This is a genomic window from Glutamicibacter uratoxydans, assembly GCF_006539925.1.
GTDB lineage: Bacteria > Actinomycetota > Actinomycetes > Actinomycetales > Micrococcaceae > Glutamicibacter > Glutamicibacter uratoxydans.
In genome coordinates this window covers 40,382-61,265 of the sequence record NZ_BJNY01000002.1, presented here as the reverse complement: position 1 = coordinate 61,265, position 20,884 = coordinate 40,382, and the positions used below count along the sequence as shown (strand labels likewise).

The window sequence follows — 20,884 nt, the reverse complement described above, 5'->3', positions numbered from 1 at the left end:
GTCCAAGCACACACCATCCACCTATACCCATTTTTAATCTACCCAAGGAGCACAGCTCATGAATCCATTCGACCGCACCGACGGCAGCTTCCTCATCCTCGTCAACCACCTGAATCAGCACAGCCTCTGGCCCGAATTTGCGCAGATCCCCGACGGCTGGACCCAGGTCTTCGGCCCAGCGAGCCTGGAAGCTGCCAACGAGTATGTTCAGACCCACTGGACCGACATCACTCCTCGGGAATCAGCCCTGTGATTCAATGGCTGCGCCGCCACGCCATCGATCTGGGACCACTGCGCAGCAGTCGGTCGTTTTCGGTCATTTTTTGGGGGCGGCTGGTCTCCATTGCCGGGATCGGAGTGTTGAGCACGGCAATCCCCTTGCAGGTCTATTCATTGACCGGATCCTCGGTCCAGGTAGCACTGGTCGCCACCGTCATGGGACTTGCAGGCTTTGCCGGGGCGCTCGGCGGCGGATTGCTGGCAGACAGGCTTGACCGACGCAGGCTGATCCTCGCTGCGCGCAGCGCAGCCATCGTTGGATTCATCCTGCTGGCCGTCAATGCGTTCCTGGCTGAACCGCACCTTGCGGCATTCCATATTGCCGCGGCGGTTGACGGATTGGCCGGCGGGATCAGCGCGACTGCGCTGTCTGCCGCGGTCCCGGGCACCATTGCGTCCGAAGAGCTGCCGGCTGCCAGCGCGCTGATGGCAGTCAGCCTTGATTTGGGGATGGTGTTTACCCCCGCGCTGGGCGGATTGCTGTACTCGGTCATTGGGCCTGGGTGGCTGTATATCGCGGTGGTGCTCGTCAGCGTGGCGAGCGTTGCCCTTTTATGGCGATTGCCATCGCTGCATCCTGAAACCCAGGCGCCCGAGGGGCCGGAAGTGCCCGCGTGGCAGGCTGGATTCTCCGGGGCGCTGCGGCATACCGTGGCGCAGGCGTGGGAGGATACCAGGGAAGGAATTGGCTATGTGGCCCGGGACAGGATCATCGGTCCAATCCTGCTGCTTGGCTTTATCCAGTTGTTGTGCGCCTCGCCGTATGTGCTGATTCCCGAGTTCGCCGAGCGCCAGTTGGGACTGGGCCCCGAAGCTGCGGGGCTGCTGTACTCGGCCCCTGCGGCGGGCGCACTGCTTGCCTCATTGACCAGCGGCTGGACCGGAAGGGTTCGATCAGTTGGCGCAGTGCTGCTGGTCGTACTGTGTGCCGCGAGCCTTGGGGTGCTGGCGCTGGGACTGACAAGTTCGCTGCCGCTGGCGTTGGCGGCCATGGCCCTGACCGGAGCCGGTGACGTGCTCGCCGAAATTTTCCGTTATGCGATTATTGCCCGGCGGACTCCTGACCGGCTGCTGGGGCGTGTCAGCGCAGTGTGGAGCGCACAGGGCACCGTCGGGGATACCCTGGGCGGGCCGCTGCTATCGCTTCTGGCCAAGGTGCTGGGGCCCGGCGGGGCCATGGTTGCAGGCGGCGCCATGGCGTTCGTCGTCAGCTTGGGGGTGGCTATTTCGGGGCGGCAGCTGCGCGAATTGCAAGCGCACCCCTCGGAGCTTGAATCGGTTGATGCCCAGCGGTAGCCGGGGCCGGATGCTGGCTGGGCACGATTCAGCGGACCAGGTCCTGGAGCGTGAGCTGGCGCACCGGCAGCGGCCTGGACGCTGCAAGCGTACCGATGTGCTCCGGGCCCAGTTGGAGTTCGCGCCAGGCCAATTCCTGACCCCCCGCGTGCGCAATCTTTACCCGCGCCCAGCCCTTCAGCCCCTGGGATGCACCCAGCGCATCGATGCTGGAGGGGGCTATGCGAAGTCCGATGCCAAGGGACTTCAACAGCGCTTCCTTGGCTGAAAACGCGTTCAGCCGCAGCTGGTCGGGGTTCTCTGCTTCTGCAAGCAGGGCTTTTTCTGCCAGGCTCAACACTGTGTCGTCGAAGCCTTCGAAAATGCCAGTGGAGTTGAGCGATGGACCGCGTTCCACGTCGACGCCCAGCAGCAGCTGCGCGGGAGCCACCGCCGCGATCACCAGTTCGCGGGTGCGCGACATAGATAGTGTGCGCAGTGCATGGCGCGGCTGTCCATGGTCGGAAGGTCCGCAATCAGGGCAGTGGCGGGTGATGTCCAACGCTGCCGCCTGGCCGAGCCCGACGCCTAGTTCGTGAGCCAAGAGCAGCCGGAGCAATGCACGGGAGGAGAGCAGGGCTTGGGCATCAGCAGGGAATTTCAGCTTTCGCGCCGCGGATGCTTCGGCACCCAACAGCTGCTCGTAGCCGCCCAGGCCTTGCACCAGTGCTGTCACCTGCTGCGGGCTGGCGGACAAAAACATGATGGTCCGTGGTTGTTCGGGGGAATGCACAGGTTCAAGACTAGGGCCTTGGGCGGGAACTCGGCTCATTCAACCCATCGATTACGAATGAAATTCTATGCGTTTTTGAGTTAGGTTAGCCTATGGTAATCTTGCTGGAGGTTGCCACCGAGGGCAACGTCACATTCATTCTGTTCGATGATTTCGAAGGCACTCGCACATGAAAATCACTGCACGTACTCGCTTTGCCGCCGCGGCACTGTCCCTTGCACTGCTCGCCACTGGCTGTGCTGCTGGCTCCAATGCCAGCAGCACAGCCAGCCCGGTCAGTGAAGCATCAACACCGTCAGCGAACGGCACCATTGCCGTCGATACAGCCTTCGGGGCCGTTAACATCCCTTCCGATCCGCAGCGCGTGGTAGCGCTTGAAGGTGGCACGGTGCCAGCGGTGGAAGCCGGGCTGGCCCCACTGGCCACTGCAGGCGATTCCTATGACGACTCTTTCGGCGATGTGAAGCTCTACGATGCCGTAGCCGACCTGCCCTCCGTCCTGACCCCGGATGGGTGGGACTACGAGCAAATCGTCGCATTGAAGCCGGATTTGATGATTGGCTTTGTCCGTGGCGGTGACGACGCCTCCGAAGAACTCAGCGCCGAGAAAAAAGCCGAGTTTGAAAAGCTGAACGCGATCGCGCCCACCGTGTTGATCCGCACCAACGGCTCGGCAGGAACCCGTGACGCCTCGTTGACAATGGCTGAAATCCTAGGCAATGGTGAAAAGGCCAGGGCCGAGAAGAAGGCCTATGAAGACAAGGTCGCTCAGGTCAGGGCGGACTACGCCTCCCAGTTGGCGGAGAACAAATTCGCCGCAGTGGATGCATACGAGGACGTTACCGTCTACTCCAAGATCTCCTGGATTGGCAAGATCCTGGACGACTTGAAAGCTCCAGCGGTAGACGTAGTGAAGGCTGAAGACAGCGAGAACGGCGTATTTCTTTCATTCGAACAGCTGTCCAAGATCGAGGACGCGACGGTGATCTTCTACCCGGAATACACCGACGGTACATCCGACGCACTGACGACCTTGGAAGGCAAGGCAACCTGGACCTCGCTGCCGGCGGTCAAGGACGGGCATGCGGCGGGAGTGACGCATTTCTTCCCTGACAACTATGGCGCCGCCGTGCGTGTGGTTGAACAGATCGAAAAAGTCCTCAAGGGACTCTAATCCCGCCCCGTCCGCTCTCTTTGCACACTAAGGACCCCGCAGTGATTATCACTACCCACGATCCAATGTCCGGCGAACTCATCACACCGGATGAGGAAAACCATAAGAACGCAACATACACCCACCCGCTGATGCCACGGCTGGTCACCGTCGAATCGGTAACCCCGCTCACGGCGCGCATGGTGCGCATCCGCGTGGTCGGCGAGGACCTGAAGTCGCTGCGCAGCGTTGCGCCCGAGGACCATGTCAAGGTGTTTTTCGACCGAGACGCTCAGGGCGCTCCGGTGCTTCCGGGGGTGGTGGGCGACCGCTGGGTGGACGGACGATCGATGACAAGCCGTGACTACACGATTCGAGACGCCAATCCGGCCGAGGGCTGGATGGATCTGGACTTCGTGCTGCATGACCACGGCGTCGCAGGCCGCTGGGCAGGTACAGCGCAGCCGGGCGAGCAGTTGGCCCTGCTCGGGCCGCGCGGTTCCTTCCGGGTCAAGGATGTTTTCGACTGGTATGTGCTTGCTGCTGACGAAACCTCCCTGCCAGCCCTGGCCCGATGGGTTGGCGGGCTGCGCCCCGAAGCAAAAGTCTTCGCTTTCGTCGAGGTCAATGACGGTGCCGACGAGATCGAGCTTCACAGCCCAGCTGATCTGACGGTCACCTGGCTGCATCGCAACGGTGCACCCGCCGGCGGCACAGACCTGTTGGAGCAGGCGGTGAAGTCTCAGCAGCTGCCTAGCGGCGAAGGCTTTGTCTGGGTGGCGGGGGAATCGATGTCCATCAAGCCGCTACGCCGATACCTGAAAAACGATCTGGGACTGGACCGCGACAATTGGGACGTCGACGGCTATTGGCGTCGTGGCCAAGCCGATCACGACCACCATCACGACGAGGACTAGCATGGCAGCCGGCCTGTACCAGGACCAGGCGGCGAACCGGCCGGCTCTGCGGAGCCTGCCGGTTTTCCTCGTCTGTGCGATATTAATGCTCATGGCCATTGCTGCCAGCCTGTTTTACGGATCCCAGCCGGTGCTGGCTTCCGAGGTTCTGGCCTATGTGGGCGGACAAAATGGGAATGTCAGCGAGCCCAGCGCATCGGTCATGTCGCTCAGAGCTCCGCGCACCGTGCTCGGACTGATCTGCGGAGTCGCCTTGGGCATTGCAGGCGCCCTGTGCCAGGCGCATACGAGAAATCCGCTGGCAGATCCGGGATTGCTCGGGGTCAGCGCCGGAGCCGCCGCCGGCGTGGTATTCGCGATCAGCGTTCTAGGCCTGGGCCTGCCATCGCAGTACACGGTCTTTGGCATGGCAGGCGGGCTGGCCGCGGGCTTGGTGGTGCTGGGACTTGCCTCGCGGATCAGGGTCACGAATTCGGCCACCAGCCTGATCCTTGCTGGCACCATCATTACCGGCGTTCTCAATGCCATATCCAGCACCGTAGTGCTGATCGACAAGGTCACCATGGACAAGTTCCGCTACTGGACCGTCGGCTCGTTGTCCGGAAGGGATGCTGCGGTGCTCTGGGATGTCGCCCCCTGGCTGCTGCTGGGCCTGCTGCTGGTGGTATTCAACGCCCCCTCGCTGGATGCGCTGGCCCTGGGGGAAGATGTGGCCTCGGCGCTGGGACGCAATGTCGGCCGCGACCGGATTATTGGATTGCTCGCCGTGGTGGTGCTCGCCTCAGCCGCCACCGCATCCATGGGAGCCATCGCATTTCTGGGACTTGCCGCGCCGCACCTTGCCAGGCGCATCGGGCCCGGCGGGCTTCCAAGCATTGTTGCTCTCTCAGGGATGCTCGGTGGGGTGATCATGCTGCTGGCAGACACCGCCGGGCGCCTGGTGCTGCCCACCAGCGAACTCAGCGTTGGAATCATGCTCTCCATTCTCGGCGCCCCGTTGTTCGTTGTGATCGCGCGTAGTTCGCGGATGCGGAGGGCACATGATAGCCACTAGATTTTTTATCCCAACGGCCAGGCAGAGCCTGCCGTCCAAGAATTCCGCCCGCATGAAAATCTGGCGCGAGGTGTTGTGCTGGGGCGTGCTGATTGCCGCCGGAGTTCTCCTGCTTGCAAGCAGCCTCGGGCTCAGGCTCGACGTCGGCCAGTGGTGGCTGGCTGTCACCGGGCAGCTGGATGCGGGAACGATGTTCTTGGTGCGGGACCTGCGCGGACCGCGTGTCATGGGAGCGGTCGTGGTCGGAGTGGGATTCGCAATAGCGGGTGCGATCACCCAGGCTGTGCTGCGCAATGTGCTGGCAAGCCCTGACATCATCGGCGTGACGGCCGGCGCCAGTTTGGGCGCGGTAGCTTCGATTGTGGGTGCGGGCATGTTTCCGGCACTGTTGCTGCTGGGCCCATGGAGGCTGCCGATTTCAGCGACGTTGGGAGCGCTGCTGGCAGGCGCGATGGTGCTGCTCTTTTCCTACCGTGGCGGGATCAGTTCATTTCGCCTAGTTTTGGTGGGCCTTGGCGTGAACGCGGGGCTGGGTGCGGGTGTCAGCTGGTTGCTGCTGCGCGCGGAACTGCCTGATCTGAACAGCGCCATGATCTGGATGACAGGCAGCCTGTCGCTTGCCACGTGGGATCTCTTGCGGCCGGTGGTCATGGCAGTGGTGCTTATCGGCGCAGTGTTGATCTTCCTGGGGGCCCGATGGCTGGATGTTCTTGACCTCGGTGATGATCTTGCGGCGGCCCTTGGGCTGCGAGTTCGTTCGGTGACTCTGCTGCTGGGGCTTTCGGTGCTGCTTGCTGGGGTCACCGTGGCTGTTGCAGGACCGGTTGGCTTCATCGCCTTCGTTGCCCCGCAGCTTGCCCAGCGGATGTTTGGTACGACGCATCCAACTCCTGGCAGGGCTGCACTGACCGGTGCAGTGCTGATGCTGTTGGCGGATCTGATCGGGCAGAACCTGTTCCCCGTTCTGCTGCCCGTAGGACTTGTGACGTCAATTGCGGGGGCGCCGTTTTTGGTGTGGATCCTGCTGATACTTTCGCGTAAACGCAGTTGAGCCCGCAGCGATGCCTAGGAAAATTCTTCTAGGCACGTAAGCCGGTAGTGCAAGACGTCGGTGATCCGCGCCGGGCCGTACTGATAGGAAAAGGCCGCGGCACCAACCTCATGGAAAGAGGTTGGCGCCGCGGCCTCTTGTGCTTAGATCAGTCTTCGACGGTGTTCTTCTTCTTGGAATTGCCGCGAGCCTTGAGCAGCTCGAAGCCGATCGGGATGACCGAGATCAGCACGATAACGATGAAGATGATGTCGATGTTCTTGCCGACCCATTCAAACTGGCCCAGCCAGTAGCCCAGCAGGGTGACGCCGATGCCCCAGAGGGCCGCTCCGACAAGGTTGAACAAAACGAAGGTCTTGTGGTTCATCTTTGCCACGCCGGCGATCACCGGAACGAAGGTTCGCACCACTGGGACGAAGCGGGCAAGGATGACGGCGCGGCCGCCGTACTTGTTGAAGAATTCATGGGCGTGCTCGACATTCTTCTGCGAGAAGAACCGGGAGTCGGGCTTCTTGAAGATCGCTGGTCCACTCTTGCGGCCGATGATGTAGCCGGTCTGGTCGCCGGCGAAGGCGCAGACGAAGATCGCCGCTGCGAAGAGCCACAGCGGTATGTGGATGGTGCCGGTGGCGATGAGCATGCCTGCGGTGAACAGCATCGAGTCGCCGGGCAGGAAGAAGCCAACCAGCAGGCCGGTTTCGGCGAAAACGATGCCGCAGACCAGCAACAGGACCCAAGGGCCCAGCGCAGGGTCGTTGAGGAAGACGGCAGGGTTCAGCCAGTCTGGCAGGAACGCGGCGCCGATGGTTGGATGAGCCAACTCGGTCACTGTCGAAAGAAGAGAAGAATGATCTAGCACGGTAGAAGCCTACGGGATTTCGCTGTGAGTTTCCCCGTCGGAACAGCCACCGCAGGCGCGCCAATCCGGGCGATTTCCAGAATATACCCCGCTGACCGGCTCATTTTCTCAAGCTGGATGATTCATGGACGGATACATAGCGAAGCCATTGAACTGGCTGTTCGTAGCCAAGCTCACATTCATGTCATGGCAGGAAGCGGCGACCCATGACAATCGTCATGGACAAGTCGTGACAATCCGCTCTTCGCAGGGCAGCTGAAAATCACCAGACTTGAAATATGGAAACACTGAACCGAACCGAAGCAGTAACGCTGACGGGTTTGCACAAGACCTTCACCACCTCGCGGACCAAGGTTGAAGCGGTGCGCGGGGTGGAACTGGGCATCGAGACCGGGCAGATCGTTGCCCTGCTCGGACCCAACGGAGCAGGAAAGACCACCACGGTGGACATGATCCTGGGACTGAGCCAGCCAACCAGCGGCAAGGTCGAGGTCCTCGGGTTGGACCCGCGCAAGGCAGTCTCCTCAGGCCGCGTCTCCGCGGTCATGCAGACCGGCGGGCTGCTGCGCGACATGACAGTGCTGGAAACTGTGCGAGTCATCGCCGCCATGCACCAGCGGCCAGAGCGAGTGGAAGCAGTCATGGAACGCACCGGCCTGTCCGGCATTGCCAAGCGCAGGGTCGGCAAGTGCTCGGGCGGCGAGCAGCAGCGCATCAAATTCGCGCTGGCGCTGCTGCCGGATCCCGACGTGCTGATCCTCGACGAACCCACCGCCGGCATGGACGTCATGGCCCGCCGCGAATTCTGGGCGACCATGCACGAGGAGGCAACCGGCGGGCGAACCATCATTTTCGCCACCCACTATCTGGAAGAGGCGCAGAACTTCGCCGAACGCACCGTGCTGATGAGTGGCGGACGCGTTGTTGCCGACGGGGCCACCGAGGAACTGCGCAAGCTCATCTCCGGGCGCACCATCAGCGCCACGCTGCCCAATGAACAGGCAGTCGTCCAGGCGCAGCGCTTCGACCCATCCATCAGCATCGCCGAACGCAACGGCCAGCGGATCTGGTTCAAGTGCGCGGACTCCGACGCCTTCGCCCGGGCACTGCTCAGCGACTACGGGGCCTGGGACCTTGAAATCTCCGCCCCGAGCCTTGAAGACGCATTCATCCAACTCACCAAGGACGCATCATGATCGCCACCTATATCCGCGTTGAATTCGCCCGGCACATCCGCGACGGCTACAACCTGATCTTTGCCCTGCTGCTGCCGGCGGCCATGTACTTCCTGTTCGGCAACATCCCCAGCTACACGGAGTTCGACCTGGGCAGCGGCAACGTGAAGTTCTACCTCATGGTCTCCATGGCCGCCTATGGCGCCGCGGTCAGCACCGTGGCCATTGCAGGCACTGTCGCCACCGAAACCATGCAGGGCTGGGGCCGGCAGATCGCACTGACCAAGATGCCGCCGGCGGCCTTCGTCACCAGCAAGATGATCGTCGCGGCCACGGTGGCGGCGGCCTCCGCGGCGCTGGTGTTCGCACTGGGCTCTGCCACCGGAGCCAGGGTCACCGAGGGCTGGATCTGGAGCGTGAGCTACCTGATCATCCTGGCCGGCGCCATGATCTTCGCCTGCTACGGCATCGGCGTGGGCATGGTGTTCAAGTCAGAGTCGGCCCTGGGCCTGGCCAGCGGCCTGATGGTGTTCTTCGCTTTCTTCGGGAATGTGTTCATGCCGCTGGAGGGAGGCATGCTCGACGCGGCCCGCTTCACCCCGATGTATGGCTACGTGGCGCTGGCCCGCTACCCGCTGCTCAAGGACATCCCCGCCGGATATGACATGGCGCCCGACGCACTGTGGATCCCAGTGGCTAACCTAGTGGCATGGGCATTGATCTTCGCAGTCTTCGCCGTCGTGGCAATACGCAAAGCCAAGGCGCGCCAGTAATGCAGCATGACAACGGCCCCACGGCCCTGGAACAGGCGCGCTGCGAGTTCGACGAGCAGCCTGCCTTCTGGGACAAGTGGGGCTGGCTGGTGTCCGGGGTATGGATCATCTTCCTGATCTTCCCGGTGCTCGACCTGCTGCTCGACGACTACCCGCTGCCCACCCGGATCATCGGACTGGGCTTCGTGGTGCTTTTCGCGGCCATCTACCTGAGGGCCTATGCGCGGTACAGCCGCGTGGTCGGCGAAGGCGGCACCACCGAGGCCCGCGCGCTGGTCTACTACGCGATCCTCTGGGCGATCACCCTGGCAGGCATCCCGGTGATTGGGCTGACCGCCATGGGCATCTTCCCGTTCCTGACCTCCTACTCGGCGTTCCTGCTCACCCGCAGGATCACCATCGCCACCTACACGGTGGTGACCGTGCTCTGCTTCGCCCTGCCGATCATCTACAACAACTTCGTTGACCTGATCTTCCTAATCGGCCTGAACCTGGTGCTCATGGTGGTCTATGCGGTCACCGTCGCGGCGATCACCCGCTCCGCCGCCGCGGAGAAGATCCGCGCCGACTACCTGCTGGTGGCCGAACAGGAACGCGTGGCACGGGACGTGCACGACGGGATCGGCCATTCGCTCACTGCCCTGAACCTCAAGGCCCAGCTGGCGCTGCGGCTCATGGACGCCGGGAAGTACGAGCAGGCCCGAGGCGAGGTGCAGCAGCTAAGCGAACTGGCGGTCACCGCGCTGGACTCGGTGCGCACCACCGTGCACGGGCTCAGCCGCCAGGACCTGGACACCGAACTGGTCGAACTGCACAAATCCTGCACCGACAACCACCTGGACTTCACCGTTATCGGGCAGGTGGAGGACATCCCGCTGCCCTGGCGCTCGCACGTGGCATGGATCCTGCGCGAAGCGGTGACCAACGTGCTGCGCCACGCCCACGCAGGGTCCGTGGCCATCAGGCTCGATGAACGCTTCGTCAGCGTGGACGACGACGGAGACGGCATCCAGGGCAATGAAAGCGGGCACGGGATCCGCGGCATGGCCGAACGCGCCAGATTATTCGGCGCCAGCGCTACAGTGGGAGCATCCGCACTGGGCGGAACCCAGGTACTGGTGACATTTGCAGCGAGGAATGAGAAGCCATGATCAAGGTGCTGATCGCCGATGACCAGCATCTGGTGCGCGGGGCGCTGGCAGCCCTGCTGAACCTGGAAGAAGACATCGAAGTGGTGGCCCAGTGCGCCGACGGCACGGAAGTCGCCGCGGCGCTGGACGCCACCGGAGCCCAGGTGGCGCTGCTGGATGTGCAGATGCCGCGGCTGGACGGGCTGCGCACCGCACAGCTGCTGCGCGAAAGCCACCCGGAGGTCAAGATCCTGATCGTGACGACCTTCGACCGCCCGGGCTACTTCCGCCAGGCCTTTGAAGCCGGGGCCAGCGGATTTTTGGTCAAGGACTCCCCGCCTGCCGAGCTGATCGCCGCGGTGCGCCGGGTGCACAGCGGCGGCAAGGTGGTGGACCCCGCGATGGCGATCCTCAGCGTCGAAGCTAGCAGCAATCCGCTGACCGAACGCGAACGCGAAGTGCTCTCTCTGGCGGCCACCGGCGCGCCGGTCTCGCAGATCGCCGCCAGCGTGCACCTCTCGGCGGGCACCGTGCGCAACCACCTGTCCAACGCGATCGGCAAGACGAACACCGCCAACCGCATCGAAGCCGCCCGCGCGGCCAGGGAAATGGGCTGGATCTAGCGGGTGGCAAAGTGCACGACGACCCCGATCATCCACACCGAGGACGCCAGCAGCACGCAGCCAAGCTCGATGACAATGCCCAGGCCCAGGGCCTTCAGCGCCGCGGCGGAAGAACCGACCGCACCCTGCAGCTCGCCGCGACGCAGCGATTCTCCGATGAACAGGCCCACCGCGAATCCGATGAACAAGCCAGCCACCGGAATGAGGAACGCGCCGACCACGGCTCCGATGAGTGCGACGAGGATCGAACCGGTAGGCACCTGGTGCTCCTTGAGCTTTTTGCCGGTGAGCACTGCAGAGGCAGACCAGCCGATCACCGCCAAGCAGATTCCGATCCCGGCGGCCCACCACGCGGGGGCCGAACCGAGCATCCACGCCCAGCCGGCAAGGGTGGCGATCGCCAGCAGCGAGCCTGGCAGCACCGGGAAAATCGTGCCCAGCGCCGCAACCACCAACAGAAGGCCGGCGACAATCGTTGAAATAATCTGTGCATCCACGTAGCCAAGTGTGACACGGTGGCACTAGAGAACAGCAGCGAAGCGCGGGGGAGAACCATGAGCACCAAGCCAACACCGAACATCGAGGTGCACCGCCGCAGCGGCACGGCCACCGTGCTCCTGCAAAACCCCGCCCAGCGCAACGCACTGACCAAGGAGATGTGCCTGCAGCTGGTCGGCGCGCTCGCCGGCCTGTCGGCAGACCCGGACGTCGACGTGGTGGTGCTGCGCGGAGACGGTGCGAACTTCAGCGCCGGCATCGCCATCGACCAGATGGAGCAGGTGCTCTTCGACAGGGACCAGGACGGGGATCTGGTCAACCACCTTGATCTGCTCGACCGCACGCTGCGCGAATGCGCGAAGCCCACCATCGCTGCGGTGCAGGGACTGTGCTTCGGCGGGGCCTGGCAGGTGGCCGCGGCCTGCGATATCCAGCTGGCCAGCAATGACGTGGCCGTCGCCATCACTCCTGCCAAGATCGGCCTGGTTTTTCCCCGCGCAGGAATCGAACGGCTGGTGCAGCGGGTGGGAGAGGACCGGGCCAAGTACCTGCTGCTGACCGGTGCGAAGATTACCGCCGCGCAAGCCGATGCGTGGGGACTGTTCACGACCGTGGTGCATGCAGAAGAGTTCGAGGACCAGCTGGCGGCTCTGATTGCACAGCTGCAGGCCAACTCGCCCTATGCGCTGCTGCGCATGAAGGAAGCACTCAGCCTGGCCGCCCAAGGCATTGATCATCCCGGCCACGACCAGTGGTGGGCGACGCTGTGGGAGGAAAACGCTGCGAACCCGGATCTGGTTGAGGGCAGGGCAGCATTCCTTGAACGGCGCCCCGCGCGCTTCGGTGAAAGCACCGGAGAAAAATAAAAGGAAAAATAAAGGGAACCGAAAACCTCCCGCGGACATTCCAGGGTATGAACAACGATGTGCCGGACACCGACCGGCAGCTGCTGGCCCAAGCCCTGGCAGGGCACGGGAACAGATTCGGTGAGATCTTCACCCGGCATCGGGACCGAGTGTTCCGCCATGCCTACGGAGTTCTTCAAGATGCGTCTTTGGCAGAGGAAGCCACCGCGATGGTCTTCTACGAGGCCTGGCGAAAACGCGAAAGCATCCGCTTGGTGGATGACTCCTGCCTCGCCTGGCTGCTGGTCACTACCAACTACACGCTGCGCAACCAGAACCGGCAGCAGCGGCGCTACAAGCACTTCCTGTCCCAGCTTCCGCCACCGGCCAAGGTCCATGACTTCGTTGAAGAACTCACCGATGATTTGGCGACCTCGCGGCAGGCTGAGCAGATCCGCGCAGCATTCAGCCAATTGAGCGCCGCCTCGCGCGACGTGCTCACGCTGTGCATTATCCAGGAGCTGTCGGTGGCCCAAGCTGCGCAGGTGCTGAAGATCCCGCAAGGCACTGTGAAGTCAAGATTGTCACGGGCCAAAACCAAACTGGCAGGCTTGCTGGCGCATACCCAGCTGCCGTCGACTCCCATTCCTTCCTTGTCCGAAAGGTCATCGAGATGAAAACCCCAGTCTTCAACCAAGAACGATCCGATGAGCTGCAGGCGCAGCTGGAACACATGGCAAACATGGACGCGGTCGGTGCACGCTCGGCAAAGACTTCCTCTCGGCCGCGGCGAGTACGGCGCAACACGGCATGGGGATTGACTGCCACGATGATCGTGGCGTTGACCGCAACAGCAGCGATTCAGCAAAGCGCATCGAGCGCACAAGCCACAGAAATCCTCCATGGGCTATCTAGCATTGCCAAGAATTACTCGGATGTTGTGCCGGACAAGAATGAATTTCTCAAGGTGGAAACCCACGGATTTTGGCTGGCATGTACAGCAGCTGATGATGGCAGTGAACACTGTGTCCCGGACGAGGAGAGAGTCATCAACTTCTACAAGCCAGGAAATGCAAAGGCCCAGTGGGCTTTCGAATACATTGCGCATGGCTCACCCAACGATGTCCAGCGAGCTGTGGATGGCGCATTCGAATCTGGCGATTTTTCCTGGCTGAATACGATGCTCAAGCAAGCCACGAGCGGGCAGACACTTTATGACTATGTAGATTCAACGTACAGCGGAGGCTCGCTATCCCGGGACGAGAACAATTTCGTTCGACTGACGGACGCGTTGCGTACTGGTCTGGTTCCCGCCGCGCAACGCGGAGCCTTCTATGACGCGCTGTCTAAAGTTCCGGGAGTAACCGCTACTAAAGACGTGACGACGAAAGACGGGCGTGTTGGCGTATCAATCGGCCGTACAGAACCCCTGCGTATGGGGATGCGAGAAGAACTGATTGTTGATCCTGGGACCGGCCAGATTATTGGAAGCCGCGACATCTCAACGGCCGCAATTTTGGGATTTGGGAAAAACGAAGTGACTGGGCAGAGCTATATCAAGTATTCCAAAGTTGATTCTGCCCCGGAATCGACACGAACTTCGACCCATCCTGACCAAGAAGAGGGAGAGACCAATCCCTAGGACTCAAGACAAGTGACAGAAAGAAGGTGCATTCTGCATGAGCAAAATGCACCTTCTTTCGCTACAGCTACTTGTCGGAATGCTTTGCCACCAGCTCGCGCTTGAGGATTTTGCCGCTTGGCCCCAGTGGGAATTCCTGCACGATCTCGATGATGCGCGGGTACTTGTAGGCCGCGATCTGCTCGCTGATCCAGGTTTGGATTGCTTTGGCATCCAGCGTGGAGCCAACCTGCAGGGTTACGGAGGCTGCAATTTCCTGTCCGTGGGTTTCATGCGGGATGCCGTAGACGGCGGCATTCGAGATTTCCGGGTGGCTGATCAAGACTTCTTCAACCTCGCGCGGGTACACGTTGTAGCCGTTGCGCAGGATCATGTCCTTGGTGCGGTCCAGGATGCGAACGTAGTCATCCTCGTCCTTGGTGCCCAAATCTCCGGTGCGGAACCAGCCGTCGACTACAGCTTCCTTGGTGGCTTCGGGGCGGTTGAGGTAGCCGGCGAAGAGGTTGTGGCCGCGCACTACGATCTCGCCCAATTCGCCGCGCGGCAGCAGCTTGATCGAATCCGGGTAGGCGGGATCGGCGATCTCCACGTCCACACCCCAGATCGGGGTGCCGACAGTGCCCGGCTGCGGAGTGCGGCCCACATGGTTGAAGCAGGCCACCGGCGAGGTTTCGGTCAGGCCATAGCCCTCGTGGATCGGGGCCCCGAAGCGCTCCTCAAAGGCCGACAGGATCGAGACCGGCAGTGAGGCTCCGCCGGAGATGGCAAAGCGCAGGTTCTTCGGGGATTCGCTGCGCTTCTTGCCTGCTTCGAGCAGCGCAACATACATGGTGGGAACGCCGAAGAAGATGTTGATGTCCTCGTCCAGGACCAAGTCGAGCGCGCCTTCTGCGGTGAACTTCGGCAGCAGCATGATTTCTGCACCCACGCGCAGGCCTGCGTTGAGCACCGTGGTCTGGCCGAAGGTGTGGAAGAGCGGCAGCCCGCCGAACAGCCGGTCGCCGCGGCGCATGTCAATCGTGTCCAGCAGCAGCGTGTTGGTCTGCTCGACCAGTGCAATGTGGGTGCCGAGCGCTCCCTTGGGCTTGCCGGTGGTTCCCGAGGTGTACAGGATCGTGGCGATGTCTTCAGGCTTGCGCGGCAAGTAGGTGTCGATTGGCTCGGCCTGGGCTGCCAGGTCTTCAAGCCTGGTGCTTCCCAGCTCTACCGGGGCGAGCACGCTCAGGGTGTCGATGCCGGAGTTCAGTGCTCCGGCTGCGCCTTCGCCCAGCAGCGGTGCGGCGCAGACCAGCAGCTTGGTACCCGAGTCTTCCAAAACATAGGAGATCTCATTGCGCTTGAGCAGGGCATGGATTGGAACCACGACGGCACCCAGCGACAGGATCGCATAGTAGACGCGGGCAAAATCGGTGACGTTGGGAATCAACACTGCCACCCGGTCTGATTCGCCGATTCCCTGGTTACGCAGCGCGCCGGCGTAGGCCCGGGTTTCTTCCCAGAGCTGGCCGTAACTGGTGCTCTGCCCATTCACTGTCACTGCTGGCAGGTCCCGGTGGCGTTTGGCGCTTTCAGCGAGGATTGCGGCTACGGACAGCGTGACGTTGGACGTCGAAGAAAGCATGGGAGGCTCCTGATTTCAGCGCAAAATGCGAGTGTGTGCTGTGTCACAAACAACTTTAGTGGAACTGCGTATCAATTCAAGGCATCTAGTTTCGTTTTGGGGAAAGAAGCTGGGAAAATCTGCCGTTGCTCCCAAGGGGCCGCAAGCCTAAACTCGGCCTTAGGAACTTGATCATTGATGAAATCGGGTTTGTGATGCCGGGATTTGAGCCGCCAGCTGCGGAGCCCTGTTGGGTTGACCTGCTGACCAGCGACGTGGAGCGGGCCATCGAGTTCTATGGTGCATTGTTTGGCTGGGAGCCCAGCGAAAAGTCGAGAAATTCAGCGGTGGTGGAAATGCGGCTTGACGGCAAGCCGGTCACCGGGCTGCTGCATAACGACCAGGTGCACCAATTGGCTGACGTATGGACCACCTATCTGAATGTTGCAGACATCCACGCCGCGGTATTTTCGGTCCAAATGCACGGGGGAGTGGTGTATCTGGAGCCAACCGTCACCGAGCATGACGGCACGGTTGCCGTAGTGGGTGATCCCAGCGGTGTCGGTGTTGGCCTGTGGCAGTCAATCCACCCAATACTGACCACCGCCACGGGCCGGCCTGGAACCCGGATCTGGAACGAATTGCACACCACGTCATTTGCCGCAGCCACCCGCTTCTACCGGGCGGCCTTGGCTTGGGAGCTGTACCCCATTTCGGACACGGACCAGTTCCGGTACCAAAGCTTCAGGCAAGGGGCGGACGCCAAGGCAGGAATTTTCGACATCTCAGGCCAGAACGACCCCGAGCCGGGTTGGCGCACCTACTTCGCGGTGGCCAACGCCGATGCGACGGTAGAACTGGCAGTGAAACTTGGCGCACAGATAGTCCGCGCCGCCAGCGACTCGCCCTTCGGGCGCATGGCAGTAATCAAAGACCCCACAGGTGCTGAATTCTCAATAATGCAAACCCTGCCGCGGAGCTAGGCGCAGCTAGGGGCGCTTCCACTCATAGGGCGTGGTTGTCGAGACTTTGAGCAGACCGTTGCGTTCCAGAATGGGCCTCGAGTATTCCGTGGAGTCGCTGTGGACGTATTTATAACCTGAATCAACTGCTGATTTGGCCCGGATGGATGTCAGCGCGCGGTAGATGCCGCGGCTGCGGAATTCCTTGAGCACCCCGCCGCCCCACAGCCCTACGAACTGCGTGCCGCGCACCGGTTCCAGCCGGCCGGCTCCGACCATGCGCCCGTTGACGCTGGCAACCCACAGCTGCATTCCGTCCTTGGTCGCCAGCCGCGCACTCAGCGACTGGGCAATGCGTGGATCATAGGGTTCCTCGAAGACCTCGCTGAGCATCGTGGACATGGCGATGACATCGGCTTCGCTGGTGATGGAACGAAGCTCCACGCCGGGCGGGGTTGGTTCCTCCGATACCAGCGATTCCAGCGGTCCGATCATGATTGATTCAGGTTCTTGGGCAATGAACCCGTGGGCGACCAGCTGGCGGTCGAGCCCCGGGGCGATGTCGTGGCCGCGGGTTTTGAATTCCACGCTGGTGATCTGCGGCTGGGCTTTGAAGTACTCGAGTGCCGGAGCAACAAGATCGGCCAGGGGGATGGTTTCGGAGCCGTCGAAGCGCGGGTAGGTGATGAAGCCCTGGCCTCCGGCAAAGGTGACCAGGCGCAGCGTTGACAGCATCTGGACATGCAGGGCGCTGGGGGTTTCGGCATCGGTGCGGAGCTGTTGATCGTAGAGCGCCAGATAGGCGGCTGAATCCGTCATGTGAGAATTCTAAGATTAATTATTTGTCGTGTGCTGATATCTTTGCGCTTCAGATATATCAGTGACACACTCGAATCACTGAGGATTGTAGGCAAGGGAGCATAATGGGACGCAAGATCGTCCGCCGGCGCGTGGTTCGCGCTACCCGAGATGGAGTAGTCCGGGCGCGGGAGGAGAAATTGGCCGGCGAGGAACCTCTTGAGATCCGCTTTGGCCATACCTCGTTCACTACTTCCATGCGCACCCCGGGTGACGACTTCGACCTGGTGGCAGGCTTCCTGCTTGCCGAGGGGATCGTCGCCAAGCCGGAGCATCTGGTGGCCATGCGCTACTGCATGGGCACCGACGAAGAGGGAAACCAGACCTACAACGTCATCGAGGTGCAGCTGGGCTTCGGCGCGTCAGCCCCCGATCTGACGGCGGCGCGCAATGTGGTCACCAGCTCTGCCTGCGGCATCTGCGGCACCAACTCCATCGACGAGGTGCGCAAGAAATCTGTTTTCACCCTTGAGCCCTCGATGGGGCGAGTTGAATTGGATACGCTGTTGGATATGCCGGATACCCTGCGTGAATCCCAGCAGCTGTTTTCAACTACCGGCGGCGTTCATGCCGCCGGGCTGTTCTCCACTGCCGGCGAACTGCTGATCCTGCGCGAAGACGTTGGCCGGCACAACGCTGTGGACAAGGTGCTGGGCGCCGCGCTGCGCGAGGGCCGGCTTCCATTGCAGGATACGGTACTGCAGGTCTCCGGGCGGGCTTCTTTTGAGCTGGTGCAGAAGGCCGCGATGGCAGGCATTCCGGTGCTGACGGCGGTCAGCGCGCCATCGTCGTTGGCGGTTGATCTGGCGGATGAAACCGGGTTGACGCTTGCTGCGTTCTCGCGCGGGCACAGCGTAAATATTTATACGCATGCGGATCGCGTCGTCAGCGCGTAGCATTAGACTTATATATCAGTGACGCGGGTCACGAATTCAGACCTGAAAATATGGAGGACCGTTATGCATCGCCCCGCTCCCGAGCAGGACATCAATGAAAACGACCTGAAGGTCAGCGAGCCAGCTCATGCAGCGGCTGGGCTAAAGGCAGTCATGGTTTCCATGGAACGCGGCTTCGTGGAGGCAGGTCCGAGCAGGACCCTGCGCTCCATGCTGCGCATCAACCAGCACGACGGGTTCGACTGCCCAGGATGCGCTTGGCCTGAATCCATCACCGGCAAGCGCAAGCCTGCCGAGTTCTGCGAGAACGGCGCCAAGGCCATCGCCGAAGAAGCCAGCGCCCGCACCGTCACCCCCGAGTGGTTCGAGCAGCACCCGATCTCCGCGCTGCGCGACAAGACCGAGTACTGGCTGGGCAAGCAGGGGCGCATCACCAACCCGATGATCATCCGCGAGGGCGAAACCCACTACACCCCGATCAGCTGGGCCGACGCCTTCTCAACCATCGCCGAGCATGTGAACGCCACGACGCCGGATCGCTGCGTGTTCTACACCTCTGGGCGCACCGCCAATGAAACGGCGTTTATCTACCAGCTGCTGGCGCGTTCGCTGGGCACCAACAACCTTCCGGACTGCTCGAACATGTGCCACGAGTCTTCGGGCGTCGCACTGGGCCCGACCATCGGCATCGGCAAGGGCACCGTGTCCCTGGAAGACTTCGACCATGCTGAAGCGATCTTCGTTGTGGGCCAGAACCCCGGCACCAACCACCCGCGCATGCTCTCCGCGCTGGCCGACGCCCGCAAGCGCGGGGCCAAGATCATTGCGGTCAACCCGCTGCCGGAGGCAGGCTTCTTCGGACTGAAGGATCCACAGAGCGTCAAGGGCCTGTTGCTGGCCAAGCCCGAGCCCATCGCCACGGACTTCCTGCAGATCAAGGTCGGCGGCGACCTGGCGCTCTTCCAGGCCTTCGGCCACCTGCTCTTTGAATTCGAGGAGCAGAACCCGGGCAGCGTGGTGGACCGCGAGTTCATCGAGCGCGCCACCGACGGCTTCGAGGCATACCGCGAAGCGCGCAAGAGCATCGACTGGGAAGCCACCGAAACTGCCACCGGCCTGACCCGCGCCCAGATCACCGAAGTGGCCAAGGTGCTGGCCAAGTCCAAGGCGACCATCATCTGCTGGGCGCTGGGCCTGACCCAGCAGCCGCACTCGGTGCCGACGCTGAAGGAAATCATCAACCTGCTGCTGCTCCAGGGCAACTTCGGCAAGCCGGGCGCCGGCGCCTGCCCGGTGCGCGGCCACTCTAATGTGCAGGGCGACCGCACCATGGGTATCTGGGAGAAGCCGACCGAAAAGCTGCTGCAGGCACTGGATGCCGAGTTCGGCATCGAGTCCCCGCGCGCGCACGGCTATGATTCCACCGAAGCACTGCACGCCTTCGAGAAGGACGAGATCGACGTCTTCGTCTCCATGGGCGGCAACTTCGCGCTGGCCAACTCGGACACCGAAGCGCTGGAGGCTGGAATGCAGCGCGCCAAGCTGACGGTGCACATCTCCACCAAGCCGAACCGCTCCCATGTAGTCCACGGCAAGACCTCGCTGATCCTGCCAACCCTGGGCCGCACCGACAAGGACGACAAGCACCCGGGTGGCGCGCAGTTCCTTTCGGTGGAAGATTCGATGTCAGTCATCAAGTCCACCCGCGGACGCCTGACTCCGGTCTCCGACCACCTGCTGGCCGAACCGGTGATCGTGGCCCGCATGGCTCAGGCGATCTTCGGCGACGACCACCCGGTGGACTGGCGTGCCATGTCCGAGGACTACGACGTGATCCGTGACCACATCGAACGCGTACTGCCGGGCTTCGAGGACTTCAACACCCGCGTGCGCGAGAAGAACGGCTTTGTGCTGCCCAACCCGCCGCGCGATACTCGCTCCTTCGCCACCGACATCGGACGCGGCCGCTTCACCGTCTCGGAATTCGAGGCGCTGGAAGCGCCTGAAGGCCACCTGATCCTGCAGACGATGCGTTCCCACGACCAGTACAACACCACGTTCTACGGTTTGGACGACCGCTACCGCGGCATCAAGGGCGGGCGCCGGGTCATCCTGATTAACCCGGAGGACCTGGAGGCCACCGGCTTCAAGGACCGCGATCTGGTGGACGTCATCTCGGTGTTCCAGGGCACCGAGCGCCGTGCCAACCGCTTCCGCCTGGTGTCCTACCCGACGGCCAAGGGCTGCGTTGCCGCGTACTACCCTGAAGCCAACGCCCTGGTGCACAGGGATCTGGTGGCCCGCGAATCGAATACGCCGGGCTTCAAGGCCATGATGGTGCGTTTCGTCGAGCACACTCAGGATCCGGGGCCGACGCTGGACAGCTAGGAGCCGGTGCCGGGGCTGCGGTGCGAAATTGGGCGAGTAAATCATATGTATAGCTACACTAAGCGCTTGACGTGATGCACCTCGCTCTGCAAGATCGCCCTGCGGTGGATTTG

At 62.2% G+C, this 20,884-nt stretch carries 21 protein-coding genes; 16 read left to right on the top strand and 5 right to left on the bottom strand.

Annotation, left to right across the window (positions count from 1 at the left end; genetic code table 11):
- The first annotated feature begins 58 nt into the window (after positions 1-58).
- Positions 59-253 carry an MbtH family protein gene (locus AUR04nite_RS02145; RefSeq protein ID WP_141361487.1) on the top strand — a complete coding sequence of 65 codons (195 nt, stop codon included), beginning with the start codon at positions 59-61 and terminating at the stop codon, positions 251-253.
- The gene (gene entS, locus AUR04nite_RS02140; protein WP_170184047.1) at positions 250-1,575 is read left to right on the top strand and encodes an enterobactin transporter EntS; all 1,326 of its coding nucleotides are present in this window, start codon (positions 250-252) and stop codon (positions 1,573-1,575) included. The genes AUR04nite_RS02145 and entS overlap by 4 nt, the downstream gene beginning before the upstream one ends.
- A 28-nt stretch (positions 1,576-1,603) precedes the next feature.
- On the opposite strand, the gene AUR04nite_RS02135 is transcribed toward entS, so the two are convergent.
- Positions 1,604-2,317, bottom strand: a complete 714-nt coding sequence (locus AUR04nite_RS02135; RefSeq protein WP_170184046.1) for a 4'-phosphopantetheinyl transferase family protein — start codon at positions 2,315-2,317, stop codon at positions 1,604-1,606.
- A 199-nt stretch (positions 2,318-2,516) separates the two neighbouring features.
- On the opposite strand from AUR04nite_RS02135, the gene AUR04nite_RS02130 reads away from it, so the two are divergent.
- From AUR04nite_RS02130 to AUR04nite_RS02115, 4 genes are read left to right on the top strand one after another with little or no spacing between them, the layout of a single operon-like run.
- Positions 2,517-3,521 (top strand): ABC transporter substrate-binding protein, encoded by a 1,005-nt coding sequence (locus AUR04nite_RS02130; RefSeq protein ID WP_141361481.1) that lies wholly within the window; start codon positions 2,517-2,519, stop codon positions 3,519-3,521.
- 41 nt (positions 3,522-3,562) lie between these two features.
- Positions 3,563-4,417 carry a siderophore-interacting protein gene (locus AUR04nite_RS02125; RefSeq protein WP_141361479.1) on the top strand — a complete coding sequence of 285 codons (855 nt, stop codon included), beginning with the start codon at positions 3,563-3,565 and terminating at the stop codon, positions 4,415-4,417.
- Between the two features lies 1 nt (position 4,418).
- Positions 4,419-5,471: a FecCD family ABC transporter permease gene (locus AUR04nite_RS02120; RefSeq protein ID WP_141361477.1), complete on the top strand. Its 1,053-nt coding sequence runs from the start codon at positions 4,419-4,421 to the stop codon at positions 5,469-5,471.
- Positions 5,472-5,523: 52 nt separating this feature from the next.
- Positions 5,524-6,522 (top strand): FecCD family ABC transporter permease, encoded by a 999-nt coding sequence (locus AUR04nite_RS02115; protein WP_170184045.1) that lies wholly within the window; start codon positions 5,524-5,526, stop codon positions 6,520-6,522.
- Positions 6,523-6,670: 148 nt separating this feature from the next.
- On the opposite strand, the gene AUR04nite_RS02110 is transcribed toward AUR04nite_RS02115, so the two are convergent.
- The gene (locus AUR04nite_RS02110) at positions 6,671-7,351 is read right to left on the bottom strand and encodes a DedA family protein (RefSeq protein ID WP_246055280.1); all 681 of its coding nucleotides are present in this window, start codon (positions 7,349-7,351) and stop codon (positions 6,671-6,673) included.
- 308 nt (positions 7,352-7,659) lie between these two features.
- Between AUR04nite_RS02110 and AUR04nite_RS02105 the strand changes: the two genes are divergently transcribed.
- The 4 genes from AUR04nite_RS02105 to AUR04nite_RS02090 are packed head-to-tail and all read left to right on the top strand — an operon-like array spanning position 7,660 to position 11,082.
- Positions 7,660-8,577 carry an ABC transporter ATP-binding protein gene (locus tag AUR04nite_RS02105; protein ID WP_141361471.1) on the top strand — a complete coding sequence of 306 codons (918 nt, stop codon included), beginning with the start codon at positions 7,660-7,662 and terminating at the stop codon, positions 8,575-8,577.
- Entirely contained in the window at positions 8,574-9,329 is a 756-nt protein-coding gene (locus AUR04nite_RS02100) for an ABC transporter permease (protein WP_141361469.1), read from the top strand. Before AUR04nite_RS02105 ends, AUR04nite_RS02100 begins: the two co-directional genes overlap by 4 nt.
- Positions 9,329-10,480: a sensor histidine kinase gene (locus tag AUR04nite_RS02095; protein ID WP_170184044.1), complete on the top strand. Its 1,152-nt coding sequence runs from the start codon at positions 9,329-9,331 to the stop codon at positions 10,478-10,480. The genes AUR04nite_RS02100 and AUR04nite_RS02095 overlap by 1 nt, the downstream gene beginning before the upstream one ends.
- Complete coding sequence (locus AUR04nite_RS02090; RefSeq protein ID WP_141361465.1) at positions 10,477-11,082, top strand: response regulator transcription factor; 606 nt, start codon at positions 10,477-10,479, stop codon at positions 11,080-11,082. The genes AUR04nite_RS02095 and AUR04nite_RS02090 overlap by 4 nt, the downstream gene beginning before the upstream one ends.
- On the opposite strand, the gene AUR04nite_RS02085 is transcribed toward AUR04nite_RS02090, so the two are convergent.
- Positions 11,079-11,579, bottom strand: coding sequence for a DUF456 domain-containing protein (locus AUR04nite_RS02085; protein ID WP_141361463.1), 501 nt, complete (start codon positions 11,577-11,579; stop codon positions 11,079-11,081). The genes AUR04nite_RS02090 and AUR04nite_RS02085 overlap by 4 nt on opposite strands.
- A gap of 57 nt (positions 11,580-11,636) precedes the next feature.
- Here AUR04nite_RS02085 and AUR04nite_RS02080 point away from each other — a divergent pair, with 57 nt between their 5' ends.
- The 3 genes from AUR04nite_RS02080 to AUR04nite_RS02070 are packed head-to-tail and all read left to right on the top strand — an operon-like array spanning position 11,637 to position 14,067.
- Positions 11,637-12,446, top strand: coding sequence for an enoyl-CoA hydratase/isomerase family protein (locus tag AUR04nite_RS02080; RefSeq protein WP_141361461.1), 810 nt, complete (start codon positions 11,637-11,639; stop codon positions 12,444-12,446).
- A 47-nt stretch (positions 12,447-12,493) separates the two neighbouring features.
- Positions 12,494-13,102 carry an RNA polymerase sigma factor gene (locus AUR04nite_RS02075; RefSeq protein ID WP_141361459.1) on the top strand — a complete coding sequence of 203 codons (609 nt, stop codon included), beginning with the start codon at positions 12,494-12,496 and terminating at the stop codon, positions 13,100-13,102.
- A complete protein-coding gene (locus AUR04nite_RS02070) occupies positions 13,099-14,067 on the top strand; it encodes a hypothetical protein (RefSeq protein WP_141361457.1) in 969 nt (322 codons plus the stop codon). The genes AUR04nite_RS02075 and AUR04nite_RS02070 overlap by 4 nt, the downstream gene beginning before the upstream one ends.
- Before the next feature lie 67 nt (positions 14,068-14,134).
- On the opposite strand, the gene AUR04nite_RS02065 is transcribed toward AUR04nite_RS02070, so the two are convergent.
- Positions 14,135-15,688: a long-chain-fatty-acid--CoA ligase gene (locus AUR04nite_RS02065; RefSeq protein ID WP_141361455.1), complete on the bottom strand. Its 1,554-nt coding sequence runs from the start codon at positions 15,686-15,688 to the stop codon at positions 14,135-14,137.
- Between the two features lie 167 nt (positions 15,689-15,855).
- On the opposite strand from AUR04nite_RS02065, the gene AUR04nite_RS02060 reads away from it, so the two are divergent.
- Positions 15,856-16,650, top strand: a complete 795-nt coding sequence (locus AUR04nite_RS02060) for a VOC family protein (RefSeq protein WP_141361453.1) — start codon at positions 15,856-15,858, stop codon at positions 16,648-16,650.
- Positions 16,651-16,656: 6 nt separating this feature from the next.
- On the opposite strand, the gene AUR04nite_RS02055 is transcribed toward AUR04nite_RS02060, so the two are convergent.
- On the bottom strand, positions 16,657-17,448 hold the full coding sequence (locus AUR04nite_RS02055) for a GNAT family N-acetyltransferase (protein ID WP_141361451.1): 792 nt from the start codon (positions 17,446-17,448) through the stop codon (positions 16,657-16,659).
- A 104-nt stretch (positions 17,449-17,552) separates the two neighbouring features.
- On the opposite strand from AUR04nite_RS02055, the gene fdhD reads away from it, so the two are divergent.
- Positions 17,553-18,383: a formate dehydrogenase accessory sulfurtransferase FdhD gene (gene fdhD / locus AUR04nite_RS02050; protein ID WP_141361449.1), complete on the top strand. Its 831-nt coding sequence runs from the start codon at positions 17,553-17,555 to the stop codon at positions 18,381-18,383.
- 63 nt (positions 18,384-18,446) lie between these two features.
- Positions 18,447-20,771: an FdhF/YdeP family oxidoreductase gene (locus AUR04nite_RS02045; RefSeq protein WP_141361447.1), complete on the top strand. Its 2,325-nt coding sequence runs from the start codon at positions 18,447-18,449 to the stop codon at positions 20,769-20,771.
- Positions 20,772-20,884 lie beyond the last annotated feature (113 nt).